General features: G+C 33.5%; 10 protein-coding genes and 1 tRNA gene. 7 read left to right on the plus strand and 4 right to left on the minus strand.

Features of this window, described 5'->3' with window-relative positions; genetic code table 11:
• Positions 1-12: 12 nt before the first annotated feature.
• Complete coding sequence (gene lolB, locus A9G47_RS00825) at positions 13-633, minus strand: lipoprotein insertase outer membrane protein LolB (RefSeq protein WP_065580862.1); 621 nt, start codon at positions 631-633, stop codon at positions 13-15.
• 164 nt (positions 634-797) lie between these two features.
• Here lolB and hemA point away from each other — a divergent pair, with 164 nt between their 5' ends.
• The 4 genes from hemA to A9G47_RS00845 all read left to right on the plus strand — a co-directional run bounded on the left by hemA (position 798) and on the right by A9G47_RS00845 (position 2,911).
• Positions 798-2,069 carry a glutamyl-tRNA reductase gene (gene hemA, locus A9G47_RS00830; protein ID WP_065641931.1) on the plus strand — a complete coding sequence of 424 codons (1,272 nt, stop codon included), beginning with the start codon at positions 798-800 and terminating at the stop codon, positions 2,067-2,069.
• 35 nt (positions 2,070-2,104) lie between these two features.
• Positions 2,105-2,362: a DUF1289 domain-containing protein gene (locus A9G47_RS00835; protein ID WP_065567531.1), complete on the plus strand. Its 258-nt coding sequence runs from the start codon at positions 2,105-2,107 to the stop codon at positions 2,360-2,362.
• 119 nt (positions 2,363-2,481) lie between these two features.
• Complete coding sequence (locus A9G47_RS00840) at positions 2,482-2,724, plus strand: zinc ribbon domain-containing protein (protein WP_065567530.1); 243 nt, start codon at positions 2,482-2,484, stop codon at positions 2,722-2,724.
• Between the two features lie 100 nt (positions 2,725-2,824).
• Positions 2,825-2,911, plus strand: a tRNA-Leu gene (locus tag A9G47_RS00845).
• Between the two features lie 620 nt (positions 2,912-3,531).
• Here A9G47_RS00845 and A9G47_RS00855 read toward each other — a convergent pair.
• Positions 3,532-3,801 (minus strand): hypothetical protein, encoded by a 270-nt coding sequence (locus A9G47_RS00855; protein WP_065641933.1) that lies wholly within the window; start codon positions 3,799-3,801, stop codon positions 3,532-3,534.
• A gap of 1,107 nt (positions 3,802-4,908) precedes the next feature.
• Between A9G47_RS00855 and A9G47_RS00865 the strand changes: the two genes are divergently transcribed.
• The 3 genes from A9G47_RS00865 (at position 4,909) to A9G47_RS00875 (ending at position 7,105) form a co-directional block, all read left to right on the plus strand.
• On the plus strand, positions 4,909-5,526 hold the full coding sequence (locus A9G47_RS00865; protein WP_065641935.1) for a hypothetical protein: 618 nt from the start codon (positions 4,909-4,911) through the stop codon (positions 5,524-5,526).
• 130 nt (positions 5,527-5,656) lie between these two features.
• Positions 5,657-6,217, plus strand: a complete 561-nt coding sequence (locus tag A9G47_RS00870) for a PH domain-containing protein (RefSeq protein ID WP_065567524.1) — start codon at positions 5,657-5,659, stop codon at positions 6,215-6,217.
• Between the two features lie 477 nt (positions 6,218-6,694).
• Positions 6,695-7,105 carry a hypothetical protein gene (locus tag A9G47_RS00875; protein ID WP_141674770.1) on the plus strand — a complete coding sequence of 137 codons (411 nt, stop codon included), beginning with the start codon at positions 6,695-6,697 and terminating at the stop codon, positions 7,103-7,105.
• Positions 7,106-7,109: 4 nt separating this feature from the next.
• On the opposite strand, the gene A9G47_RS00880 is transcribed toward A9G47_RS00875, so the two are convergent.
• Together A9G47_RS00880 and A9G47_RS00885 are read right to left on the minus strand one after the other, a co-directional pair.
• The gene (locus tag A9G47_RS00880) at positions 7,110-7,799 is read right to left on the minus strand and encodes an IS3 family transposase (RefSeq protein WP_081303477.1); all 690 of its coding nucleotides are present in this window, start codon (positions 7,797-7,799) and stop codon (positions 7,110-7,112) included.
• A 493-nt stretch (positions 7,800-8,292) separates the two neighbouring features.
• Positions 8,293-14,268 (minus strand): alpha-2-macroglobulin family protein, encoded by a 5,976-nt coding sequence (locus A9G47_RS00885; protein ID WP_065641937.1) that lies wholly within the window; start codon positions 14,266-14,268, stop codon positions 8,293-8,295.
• Between the last annotated feature and the right edge of the window lie 48 nt (positions 14,269-14,316).

Below are 14,316 nucleotides of genomic sequence, written 5' to 3' on the forward strand. Positions count from 1 at the left end.
AACTATTACCCGTTATCGTAAAATCCAGTTACTAATTTTTAAGCGGATAACTTCATCATCATGTGTAAGCTCAATCGCTGCAGGTAAGTCAATCTTTTTATTTTTATAGGTGTAAGTCGCATAACTTGGAATTTTTAATGCCCATTTGTTATTATTTTGCATAAATACAGTTGAAGTTAATCGCCCAGCATTATCTATTTTGTCTGTATTTACGTTGTCTGAAAATCCTTTTAGCCAATTATGTAAAGAATTCAGCGGAATGTTTACGTTAGATATTTTTTTCATAAGATTTTCAATATTGACATCTTGATAGCTTCCACCATTTTGATCAACTAATTGAGCATTGTCAGGCTCCACGCTTAACGTCAAAATGTTGGTACCAACAGGTGTAGTTAATTTGACTTCGTAATTATCTGTTGACTGTTGGGTAATTAAAAATCGACCATAATTTCGAGATTTATCACTTATATGAGCTATACTGCCTTTAACTTGGAATGCATTTATTTGCTTGAGATTTTGTTGATGTGCTTGCCATTGTTGTTCAACTGATGCCGTATTTTGTGATTTAGTTGCTTGGCATGCGGTGATAAGTAAAAGCAACATGATAATAAAAGCATATTTAATTTTAGACATGAAATAACTCTTTAGTTGTTAGTTTCAAAGATTGCAATATTATAACTGATAATTGTCGGAATAAGAAAAAGAACCTTTGTGGTTTTTTATGTATAATACAAATTTTAAAGAAACGCTTAATAAAATAATTATACCTAACAGAACCTATAAAAAGAAGCGATGCAATGTCAATTACAATTTTTGGTGTTAATCATAAAACTGCGTCGGTCTCTTTAAGAGAAAAGCTTGCTTTTCCTACTGAGATTGTCGATAAAGCGCTATACAGCTTATACCAACACCCTTTGGTTGAAGGGTGTGCTATTTTGTCTACCTGTAATCGAACAGAAATTTATCTTAGTTATGAACATCCAACTGATTATCTAAGATTAAAACAATCAGTCGAAAGTTGGTTAGGGCAATTTCATCATATTGATATTAATCTTTATCGAGATTCACTTTATTGGCATGATGGACAAGGTGCTGTTGAACATTTAATGGCAGTGGCAAGTGGTTTAGACTCTATGATCATTGGTGAACCACAAATTTTAGGACAAGTTAAACAAGCATATCGTTTTGCTCAACAACAAGCTTGTTTGTCTGTTCAATTAAAAAAGCTTTTTCAAACTACATTTCATGTAGCCAAAATGGTTCGTAGTGAAACCAATATTGGTGCAAATACTGCATCTGTTGCTTATGCTTCTTGTTTAGTTGCTCGCCATCTTTTTGTTGATACCTCAAGTTTAAATATTATGCTTGTTGGGGCAGGGGAAACGATAGAGCTTATCTCTCGTTACTTAAAGCCACATGGATTTAATCAAGTTATTATTGCCAATCGAACTCGCGAAAAAGCATTGAAACTTGCTTCTGATATTGATGCAGAAATCATTTCATTGCCTGATATTGCTAACCGACTTAAGGATGTTGATATTGTGATTAGTTCAACAGCGAGCCCCCTACCTATTATTGGTAAAGGTATGGTTGAACGAACCTTGCGGGCTAGAAATTATCGTCAAATGTTATTTATTGACTTAGCGGTTCCCCGTGATGTTGAAGAAGAAGTTAATCAACTTGATAATGTACACCTCTATACTATTGATGATTTACAAAAAACAGTTGAAAGTAATTTAGAGCAACGAGCCATTGCCGCTAAAGAGGCACAATACCTTATTCAAGAGCAAGCAGAACATTTTATAAGTTGGCTTAAGGCTAGACATGCGGTTGCTTATGTTAAGCAGTATCGTAGTAATGCTGAAAGTATTAAACGTGAGCTACAAATAAAAGCTTTAAATGCGATCAAACAAGGTGCCAATATTGATGATGTTTTTGCTGAGTTTTCACATCGTTTAACCAATAAATTAATTCATGCACCAACGCAAACATTACTCCATGCTGCGAGACACGATTGCGATGGCTGTTTTAAAGTGCTAAGTAAAGGTTTAGGGTTAAAAGAACATTAGTCAATTTTGGTGTCGCCTAAAGGGGAAATGATAAGTTGGATCAAATAGAATTTTTTGATATTCCAAGTCCTTGTAAGCGTGTTTGTCAAACAGATAAACAAGGTTATTGTATTACCTGTTATCGTTCCAGAGAAGAAAGATTTAAATGGTTAACCTTTAATGATAGGCAAAAACAAGAAATCTTACGCTTGTGCAAACAACGGGCGTTAAGACGACGTTATCTATTATCACAACAGCAACACCAGCATCAGCAATTAAATCCAGTTACATCACAAATTGAGCTCAATTTTTAAGATAAACGTATCTATTTTTAATGCTATCTTGTAATTTTGTTTAACTAGGAGTAGGATTTTTAGCAAGATAAGGCAGGCAATTATTTAACTACCTTTTTAATCTAATTGGAATCTAAAACATGAAAATGTGTATTGCCTGTGGCATGCCAATGACCGCAATTAGTGACTATCCGCTACTTGATATGTCGAAAAGTTATTGTAAGCATTGTGCTCATAAAGACGGCACAATGAAAACATTTGACGAAAAATGGTATGAAGTTGCATTACAATATGCCAATAATCACAATGTAGATAAAGCCGTAGCTAAACAAACAGCTTATATCATTCTTAAAAAATTACCTGCTTGGAAACGTAAGTGGTAGCTTGTTTTTTAGGCAAATGAAATGCCTTACAGCTAATATCTGTTGGCAGATATAGTAAAGCTCAGTATAATGCCAACGTTTACTTGTTTTCACGTTTAGTGCCAGTGTGGCGAAATTGGTAGACGCAGCGGATTCAAAATCCGCCGCCCTTAAAAGCGTGTCGGTTCGAGTCCGACCACTGGCACCAATAAAATCAATATTTCATCTTAACTTTTCTTCTGTTGTAAATTATCAAAAAATAATAAGTGGCGGTAAAATGGCTGTTGATTTAGATAAATAAAAAGCAACTCCGCACATTGAAGCGCATGCAATAAATCTATCAATGTTATTGTAAGGCTCGCACGGCAAAGCATCATATGTCTTAGCTGTTAAATTAACTATGATTGTGCAGCGAATTTTAGCCCCATCTTTTTTGTAGCCAGCCTATAAGCCGATCTATCACAATTGCAATAGGCCATGATAGATACGCCATTGAGAGCCATTGTTGAAATGTAATGTGAGAATTTAAAACCTTTCATAATATTTATCTTTTAAGTAATTCTGGAATCAGTCAGCTCAGTTGAGCTATGTCTTAACTCTGAATACATGACACAATGTCGCACACCACTGGTTAACTATTCTTTTTACTTTGTTTAATTTTTCTTTTAAAAGTTTTAAACCTTCAAATATTGTAGCTTTTTGAGAGCCGTAAGTAACAGCTAGTTCTTTTAATAATGCGCTCTCTTCTTCTGTCAAGTACGCGCTGGGCAAACGCAGTCATCCTGCATTCCGCGGTCGGTACGCCTGTTAGTGTTTTGTTGCTTTTCTCTATTCATTATTCAGCGCATCATCTGCAGAAATGTAGCAATCGTCACCCGTTTTCGATTGATAACGATATACATTAATTTTTTTACTGTTACAAGTCATTAATAAAAGATGTTTGTTATCATAATGTTGATGATACAGTTGCCAAAAAGCCGCTTTTGCTATCTCAAAGTTGGTAGTATTAGTCCTTGTTTCTAAAAGAATTTCACTACCACCTCTTCTTTGCTTTAATACGTAGACTCTGTATGTTTTTAAATCCGTAGATGCTGCCACTCTCTTCCCCCTCAAATCGTTGTAACGTTCTGTTGTTGTGCTATATATTGTGAATAAGCAGAGCTTGCGTATTGATTCCTTGTTGTTTGTATAATTTTTCTGTCAATGGACTTATTTCAAAAAAAGCGGGCGGGTTATATTTTCCCCAGTACTCTAGCAAAAATAACTCGTCTCGTAATTTACAAAAATCTCTATTGACTCGGCAATATGCGACTCGTTTATTTTTCAATTCAATAAAATTGTTGTTCTTCGCCTGACACCTCTATTATATCACGTAGTAACATCAATTATATTTGAATATAAATTATTTTCGAAACGCCGGCGTATTTCGGACTTAAATAGGCTGCGTAGCTCATTATTCCGCTCCTTTAATGTCATTTGTTAGATTGTCGTTAAAACCACGGCAACCCTCAATAGTGAGAGCGACCATATTACTCAAAAACGTTTCTCCGCTTGTTTTACCCACTTTACTGGTTTTTTTGCGGATTGGGAACTCGTCTCTTTGAATTTTGTTTTTAGCTGTCGCAGGTATACCCGTCAGTTCAGCAAATTTTTGTGTAGTAACAAAAGGGACTTGTGGTGCTATTGCAATTTTTGGAATTATGGTTAATAATCCTATATTTAAACTTATTGATGTTTATTGGTGCTTGCTTTCCATCCGTTTTGTTATGTTTTTGGGATTGCCATAGCACATTGTTGTGTTTCAATAACAATTTGTTAATATTTTTGAGGTTATAAATGGAATATGATTCAAATATTCGAAATATTATTGAACGCATCATGATTGCTTATGAAAAAACAATAAAAGGAATTGCAGATCTAATGAATGCCTCAGCGAGCGTAATAGGGAACAGAATCCACAGGAGTCGTTTCCACATGATCTTGTCTTGAGTTGTATTGTGGATACAGGAATAAATCCGCAATGGTTTTGTACGGGCGAGGGCGCTCCAACATTGACGGTATCAAAATAGAAAAAATCAATTGATGTTACAAATGAAGCATTAGAAAAATTAGAACGTATCGCAACATTAAAAAGCCGTGGCGCTATTGTTACTGATAAAAAATCTAATGTATTAAAGACTAAATTGATTTGATAGGAAATAAATAATGTCTACAAAAAAATCTAAGATCACAGTAAAAAAGGTTTTTATTTTTAGTTTAATAATTTTTGCCATCTATATCATTACTTTTCCTAAAGACGATTCACCACCTAATTCAATTATGGTTACTTTAGGTGGTGTTTCTCTTTGTTCATTTGTTATTTGTGGTTTAATTTTGTTAGGTCGAGCAATCTTCGGACAAGGCAACAGAAATGGACGAATTGAAAAATGTAGGGCTTGTTGTTGTTGTACTAAAAAAGCTTCAGTTCAAACTGCTTCATATAACGATTCAAACTATACCGATAATAATGAATACGAACAGAAAGAACAAGATTTTGAAAAATTTAAAAATAGCTTAACCACAATTTGGAGTTCAGGCTTATTTTCAATTTCATTTGAATATTCCGATGGCAAAAGAGAATTATTATTAGATAAAGTGCAAATAAACTCATATAACGAAGTTTATTTTTCTGGTTACTGTTTTGACAGCAACGATCAACGTACATTTAAAACAGACTGCTTGGAATCTTATATTGAATATGCAGAAAAAGAATACAGCCCACGCCGCTTTTTAACCGAAGCCCTTGGGTTGGATTTAGAGTATGTTAAAGAGTTGAAAGTTTAATTAAAAACTAGCTTTATTCTATAGCTGGAAAACTTGAAAGAAAAGGGTGCGATTACTGATGATGAATATCAGCTATTGCAAGGTAGTATCTTAAAGACAAACTAACTTTAATCATCGAAAAAGGGAAAAAATGATTGATTATAAAACAGCAACAAAACAGCAACTATTAGCAGAATTTGAACGATTAAAAAAGCTATCTAAAGATAGTGGTTTTTTTACTAAAAAGGAGTTTTTGCATTTTCCAGAAATTGCAATGCCTGATGAAACGCCTATCGCAATATCGTCTGGACACATGGATGGCAAAACGTGGTTAATTATATTAACAAATCACCGAGTGATTTTTTTAGATAAAGGTATGTTTTTTGGTTTAAAACAAATAGCGATAAACCTAAGCCACATCTCATCTGTTGGCGGACAAACAAAAATATTATTTGGTCAAATTGTAATAGCGGCAGACGGGCATACGTACACAGTCGAAAATGTAGATAAAGATAATGTAATTCCGTTTACAAACATGGTTAAAGAAGCAATGGAAGCCGTAAAACAAAATGGAACTAACACCCAGCAAATACAACAACAAAACGCAAATAACGACCCGTACGAGAGATTAGAAAAATTAGCAACATTGAAAGAAAAAGGTATCATCACAGAAGAAGAGTTTCAAGCGCAAAAAGCAAAAATCTTGGGGTGATTTAGTACACGGCTAGACACGAGGGTTTAGCTTTATATTAGAATTGCGTGCAACTGCACCCTGCCCACTAATCTCGTAAAGCACACTTAAATGGGGTATGAGCAATTATGGCAGGGTCTTCAAAAACTAGACACGGTTTATAATTTTTATTAGAATTGTTCGCAACATGCGTTGTGTAGGTGCAAACCGGTCGGCGATACGTATAGGGCTTTCTACTTATATCGTAAAAATCAATCAATTACTGCTGTGCTTATTTAATTATAGATAGTGTTACATGATTTTATACTCATCATCCTCATTTTAAATTTGTGACAAATGGTATAAAAAATTTATAGTTAAATGATTTTTATACCATTTACGGTAATATTCTCTTCCCTTTTACATGCTTATAAAAATTAATGCGGTGAAAAAACGAACTATTCTTTATTGTCAGTTTACCACATAGCGTTGGTGGGTTGTTTTGATTCGGGTAGTCTTTTGTCTAGTTCTATTGATCGTATGATTGACAATCCTACCGTTAATGAAATAAAAATAACGATTGATAGAAAAGAGTTAACAATTCCTGCAAAACTAAGTGTTAATTATACATTTGAGTATGGTAAACATATGTTATCTTATGGTGATCAATCATTAAATTTTATTGTAAAACCTTCGATATCTAATACTTCAGGGTTAATTAATCCAACACAAAGCAACTATTATTTATTTACCACTTTCTATACAACGGCTAATGTGAGTGATGAAGCTTACGATAAGTTAATATCTAGTCATTTTAATTCTGTTCCAGTTGTTATTAATGGTGAAAATAAGAGGTTGAACTTCCTGTTAAAATTATTAATGGTGTGTTTATTGTGTAAATACCCCAAACTTATTACACAACTCACGTAGAAAATCATGCTGCTTGTTTTAGTGTTTTATACTCAATCGGTGTCATGTTATTTAATGCCTCATGCGGTCTTTCGGTGTTATAAATCGTTAACCATTCTTCAGTTATTCTCCTTGCTTGCGCTAAGTTGTTAAAAAGATATAAATCGAGTACTTCAGTACGATAGGTACGATTAAATCGTTCAATATAGCCATTTTGATAAGGGCTACCGGGCTGGATATAATCAATGGTTATACCATGTAATTTAGCCCAGTTGGTAAAGGTTTTTCCTGTAAATTCTGGCCCATTATCGACCCGTATTTTTAATGGATACCCATGATATTCGGCCAGTTTATCTAAGTAACGGGTAATCCTTCCTACTGGTAAGCTTACTGCAATATCAATACCTAACGCCTCACGATTAAAGTCATCGATGACATTGAATGTCCTAAAGCGACGTTGATTACGGCTACTGTCACTCCTAAAATCTATTGACCAACATTCACCTTGTTTATTGGGGACTAATAACCTTTCCGGGCATCGTGGAGGAATGCGTTTTTTACGCTTTACCCTGAGATTAAGCTTTAATTCACAATACACCCGATATACCCGTTTATGATTCCATTGATAGCCGAGCTTTCTGATACGATTAAAACATTTAGGAAAGCCCCAGCGTAAATGCCGGTCTGTGATAGCATTCAACACCGAAACAATCATCGAATCATCCTGTAACCAAACCCACCGCCTAAATTCGCCGAGATTAAAAAAATACGATACCAAATATCTAGTTAGATACGATTGTTTGTGAGAAAGGTCGAGTATTTTTAGAAAATCAGTTAAATGATTGAAATAAATTTTTTACTTTAATAGGTAAAGATTTAGACTCATTATATAAACAGTTAACATCTAGTAAAACTTTCCAAACAAAACATAATATAATGAAAGAATGTTCAAGATAAAAAGATCCACTTCTAAGTTATCATGGGGCGACAAGAGCGTTTGAACAAGCATTTGATGAAACTAGAAAAATCAATTCTTTTGTTGCTGATTAAGTGTATTATCGATATCGTTATTTAGTTTTATTAATATAAAGTTTAGTTAGGCATAAAAAGCTATGTTTTGAAACATAGCTTTTTTTATATATTCAATATATATTGAAAAAACGGGCTTAAGCCCGTTTGGAAAATGGATAAGTAGTTGTAAAATATTGCTACGGGATGATAGTTATTTTCTGCCCACCTTTGGATACAGCTTGAATATCACGATCATACATTGCTTCACCGAATGCAGGTGGAATACTATAAGTGCCCACATTAGTTGCTTTGATTTGATAAGTGAATTTTTGTATTTTACTATTATAAGTTTCTCCATAAATAATAACACGATCTTCACGTACATCGGTATATTCAGGATACCAAGTACCAGTTTTTGTAGCAATTGGTGAAACCCAGTTATAACCACTGTATTCATGGTTGTCATATTCCTCATATTCTTCATATTCCTCACTGGCATCTTCCTGATTAGATATAGGTTGTTGTACAACTTCAAAGCCGCCAGGTAGCAAATCAACAATTGCTATATTCGTTATTCCATCATCTGATACCGCACGGAGTTGAATCGTCACGTTGATTTTATCGCCCAGCTTAACTTGTTCAACGGATTTGCCCTCAAGGTCTGTGAATTCACGATAGATTTCAAGACCGCGTTTAATTGGTTCTTTAGGCGGTGTTGTGTCATAACCTTGCTCTGAAAGCATGTACCAAGCAGGTAAATCTGATTTATTTGTTACATTGATTTTAGTATCTTGAGCATCAAATTTACCTTTGGCTAGAATTCCATTTAAATTCGCAATGATTTTTTGTTTTTCTCCTTCTTTAGGTATTGCACTAATTTGGAGAGCATCATTAGATAAATTAGATTTATCAATACTTGACGAATAACTACTCAAAGCAAGGATAGTCATTGCAGCGGATTGAGTTGTGTATTTTTGTTTGTTAAGCATGATAACCATATTTTCAAGTGCTTGAGCTGGAATCATTTTTGCCTTTTCAGGAAAATGTTTGCTAATTAAATAGATCCTTCCTGCATCAACAACTAGTGGGTCATAATATTTGTTTGTCCACCAAGCATGATCGTATGCTGTTTCTAGTTGTTGCCAAATTGGTTTAAGTAATTTATTGGCTTCTTTATCCATTTTTAGCATTTTATATGATGAGGCTAAATACATTGCTATGATATCTTTTTTCCATTGCGTATTTGAATTTCTATTTAGATCTGCAATTATAGATGCTAAATAACTTGTAGTTACTTGATTTTGGCGTGTTAATAGATAGATTGCATGAGATCGAATTTTAAAGCCATAATTGTCATAGTAACTAGAGTTAGCAATTTTCTGTAAATATTTATTTGCATTGTTTAGCATTTTTTCTGGAACTTTATATCCCATTTCTTTAGCTTCAAGCATAAAGTTTACTGCATATAATGTAATAAATGGATCAACATTATTCGTTGAGTACCACAAGCCAATTGCTCCCTCACTATTTTGGCGAGATTGAAGTACTTGAAATAATTCTGATAAAGGTGTTAGCCCCTGTTTCGAAATTAAATCAAAATCGCGATATTTGCCAGCTATCAAAATAGGCGTTGCTCTACTGACAATTTGTTCAGAGCAGTAGTGTGGGTAATCTTGTAAATAGGTGCTTAAACCTTTACTTAGTATAAATGGTGAATAAGAGGCAGCAGCTTCACGTTTACTTAAGCTGCCATACATATCTCTAAAGCCGCTAAAGATTTCATTCTTACTTGCCATTCTTCCCATTTTAGTAATTAACCTATACTCAGTTAACGGCCTTATTGAAAGACTAATATCACGAGTAATTGTAATATCATTGTAATTAGCTGAAAAATGAAGATCTGCATTTCCTAAATTGTCGGTTGCTTTAAAGTTAAATTTCAAAACACCATCTTTACCATTAGCCAGCTCAATTGTTTTTTTGTTATCTCCATTAATTGATAAATTAGGTGATGTTAAAACCTTAACATTGATTGGAATGACTTTGTCGCCGATTTTTTCTATCAAATTAGTTACATTAAGTGTAACTTCAAATTCATCATTTGGTGCAGCAAAATATGGGGCGTTAGGTTGTAAAACAATATCATTATGTACAGTTGTTGACATTTGGTTATGTCCCATTGTTTTATCGCCAACCGATACAGCCATGATACGAATTTTACCATTAAAATAATCCGGCACTTTATATTCAACCGTTTTATCCCCATCTATGTCAATAATACCTGACCAATAGGCAACAGGCTCATCTATTTTTCGTTTAAACGGATTTAAATGATTTGATAATACATCATTATTATCTCCATCACCTCCAGGAGCGGAAGCCGTTATTAAATGACGAAATTCTGGCAATATAAGATCTAATATTTGCGATGTACTTACCGATAATGCTTTCTTGCGTAAGAAGCTGTTTAATGGATCTTTAAGTTTATAATTTGCAACCTGTAAAATGCCTTCATCTATAGCAAAGATAACCGCTTTTTGAGGCGTATTAGTATGTAAAGTAATTGGCAGTGTTTCTCCTGGTTTTATAAGTGAGGGTGCTTGTAAAACGATTTTATCGTTAAATTGTTCATTTGAAATTTTAAATGGTATAACGCCGTAACTAAGTGGACTCATAAAAATTTCATCTGAATTTGGGTCACGAATAAATTGGACATTAATATACCCGTTACCACCAATATTTTTAGGGAGTTTTATTTTTTGTACCGAGCTTGTTGTGTCAGTATGGAACCACTTCCAAGTGTAAACTTTGTCACGCTCAATAGTAATAATACCGCTGCCTACATATGGTGCAGTGATTGACACTTCTATTTCATCACCTGGCTTATATTCAGCTTCTTTAATTTTTAGCGCTAGTTCGGCATTACGATCTAAATTGCGAGTAACATTAGCTGTACCAACAATTGCATATTTTCCTTGGTAAAGTAAATTATCCTCTTTATCTTTGATTTGAATAATATAATTGCCTGGATTTTTGCTATCTAATTGATAACGGGTTTTATCTTGATTGATCTTAAATGATTGTTCTGAGATGACTGATTCTTTACGACGGGACTCATATTTATAAAGACCAGAAGCTTGTTTGACTAAAATCGATAAATAAGTTTCTTCAAGTAAAACCAGTTTTAAGTCTGCTAGTTCTATTTTATCTAAAGCTGGATTAATTGCGATAAAATCAATATGGCGAACAGAATCTTTGTTAATGTATCTTAAATTACCGTCAGCTTTGGCTCCGACTAAATAATCACTCGCAGATATAAAAGCACTTGCAGTAGCAGCAACGCTGCGGCCACTTTCTGGTTCAAAGACATCCGTTAACATTCTTAGTGTATAGTTACCCTCAAAGCTTTCCATATTATCATTGAGGTTAATTTTGACTAGGCCATTTTCGTCTGTTTTTTCTTCATCTAACTCAACTTTAAAACTAGTCCTCTGGCTAGAAATATTTTGATAAAAATAGTAATCTTCATATTTTTTAAAATAAGGAGAAGATGGTTCTAGAATTAATGTATTTGTTACTCGACGATTAGCTGCATCTGTACCAATTAGATTTTTGGCTTTAATTTCAGCTTGGATATTTTCAGGTTTTAACCAACCATCTTTTATTTCTGGTAACAACTTAAGCGATACGGTTGTTTTATCTGGCTCAAACTCACGAATGACAATGGAGCTAGAACCTAATAGTATACGAGAATCTTCATCATCCCCGTCATTGTCATTTTTTAAGTATAAATTAATATACCAATTACCAGTAGGCGATTCATAACTGGTTTTATAGCTAAGTTCATTAAATCCTGATTTGTCCAGTACAATTGGTTTTTTTAGTACTAAATTGGATTTTGGATCGTAAATTTCCGCTTCTACAGAAACTCCCGCCAATGAATTAGTCCATTTTTGTGCCCTTACGATAGTACCGATATGAAATGTGTCACCAGGGCGATAAACTCCTCGATCTGAAAAGATATGAGCTCGTAATTCTCCTCCTTCGATAGTTTCACGAATACCGCCGATATCAAAACGAGATAGATTTAAATTCCTTTCATAACTTTTAATTGGTAAAAATGATAGGTCACGACCTTTTTCAACAACGTATAAAAGTGGTTTGATACCTCGATAATATTCAGACAATGGAGCAAAACGGACATGTCCATCGCTATCAGTCATTTTAGACGTAATTGTGACCCCATTCATTCCAAGTACAGAAACTTTCGCACCATTAATTGGTTTGCCAGAGCTTATTGATTGAATAAAGAGATCATTAGATTGATCGAGCGACTTTTTGGCTATAATACCTAAATCGGTAACAACAATAAAGCGAGAAGCCATAAACTCATATTTAGCGTCCTTTTTATCTTTTCCATAAAGCCTTAATAAGAAAACACCACGATTTTTATTGCCATTTGTGTCGGCTGTTAAGTAACGAGTTAAGTCGACATTTGTGTATTTAACTTCTTCTGGAGCACCTTTAAAATTTTCAGTCACTGTGTATTTTTCCACAAAATGATCATTATTAAGCTCTCCAAAATCCATATCTGTAAATTCATAGTTTGTATTAAATGCCACCAAATGTTGAAGTTGCGATGGTATAACGCGATCTATTTCTAGCTTCATATTTTCTACGTTGCGCGAAACGATAGGTAGTTTCTTCTCACCTGATAGGGATAACAGCGATCCTTTTGCCGCAAAATCAAGATAGGTTGGGTAGTTAGGCACGGTTAATACTTGGTGATACTGTTCTTTTAGAAAGTAACCATCTTGAGACGATAAAGGTTGATTAACTTCAATATATAACTCAGAATTTTGTTCTGTTTTAAATTCAAAACTAATTTGGTTTTGATAAGTAAGTTCAGTGTCAATTGGCTTTATTGATAAAGGAATGGCTTTTTTGAGTATTTCTGGTGTTACATTGAATTTTGTTTCATAACGGTAAGAATTGTCGTTGTAATATCGTTCCTTATATGAGCGACCTTGATTTTCAGGTAATTTCCAGACTTTAATGACTTTCGATACATCCTCTGATTTAACCGCATGGCTTAATGATAAAATTAATACTTGTTGTATTTTTTCATTACTTTTTTCAACTAAGGTAAGCTCAGTTTTGGTAACGCTTAAATGATATTTATCGGGGATATTTATTGTGCTAGTTATATCAGAATTTATTGGATTTCCTTCTAACGTTGAAGTCACACCTTTATTAATTGTTATTTTTAAATAACCCTCCTTATCGAGCAAAGGAATAGGTGCACTTTTTACATAGGCAATTTTGTCATTATTTCCATAGGTAACAGTAAAATTGATATTTTTTAAAAAGATATCATTTTCATATTCATAAAGCGATAAAATGATGTTTTTTTCAAAACTTTCTCTATCGACAGGATGGCTAAATTTGATTGTATTAACAACATTTCTAATATTAAGTTGTGTAGGATCTGAATAAAGTTCACCATGATTTTTAAATCTATAGCTAAAGTTAGGTGAATAAAAAGTTATATGACTCTCTTCAAGCTTACTATTTTCAGCTAATAGTTTTTCCTGATCTAATTCAACGGTATATTTAATGCCAAGTGGCCATGTTGTATTTTGGGGTATAAAAATTAAGGTTGAATCGTTCTGCCATTTCCATCGTCCCTCAATATTTGGCGAAATAGAAATACCTTCAGTTATTTCTTCTTTATTAAGTGATTCTAGCGGAACAGGAGAACGAAGTGAGTCAGTAATAAATTTAATCGATAAACTGTCTTGATTTGTAGTCGGAGCACTCAATTTAGGATAATAGGTACTAACAACAATAGAAGCTGGCTCAATTGGTTTAGGACGGTTTAAATACCAATGATAAGTATAATTACCAGAAAAATAAGCAATGAAACCAAAAATAATACTTGCACCAATTAAGGTTTTTATTTTATTTAATGCTGAACCAATTCTATTATAAAATGCTTTTGCATTAGGTAACCAGCTAGGTGTTGACCATTTTATATCGCCAATAATTGGGCTAAATAACCAAAAAATACCTTTTATTAAAACCAATAAAAAAATGATAAAATAGCTAATTATTTCCTCAATTTTTTGCAAAATATAAAAAGGTAGCTGCAAGATTAATTTAAGCAATCCCATTGTTTATTCCCTATTTTTAATATGTAATTTTTGAAATTAATTTATTAT

It is taken from the genome of Gilliamella sp. WF3-4 (assembly GCF_001690275.1).
Classification (GTDB): domain Bacteria; phylum Pseudomonadota; class Gammaproteobacteria; order Enterobacterales; family Orbaceae; genus Gilliamella; species Gilliamella apicola_C.

Coding starts and splice junctions, on each gene's coding strand:
- A9G47_RS00870 (WP_065567524.1), top strand. CDS start 5,657: ATGATTGATTATAAAACAGCAACAAAACAGCAACTATTAGCAGAATTT.
- A9G47_RS00865 (WP_065641935.1), top strand. CDS start 4,909: ATGTCTACAAAAAAATCTAAGATCACAGTAAAAAAGGTTTTTATTTTT.
- A9G47_RS00880 (WP_081303477.1), bottom strand. CDS start 7,799: ATGATTGTTTCGGTGTTGAATGCTATCACAGACCGGCATTTACGCTGG.
- A9G47_RS00885 (WP_065641937.1), bottom strand. CDS start 14,268: ATGGGATTGCTTAAATTAATCTTGCAGCTACCTTTTTATATTTTGCAA.
- hemA (WP_065641931.1), top strand. CDS start 798: ATGTCAATTACAATTTTTGGTGTTAATCATAAAACTGCGTCGGTCTCT.
- lolB (WP_065580862.1), bottom strand. CDS start 633: ATGTCTAAAATTAAATATGCTTTTATTATCATGTTGCTTTTACTTATC.
- A9G47_RS00840 (WP_065567530.1), top strand. CDS start 2,482: ATGAAAATGTGTATTGCCTGTGGCATGCCAATGACCGCAATTAGTGAC.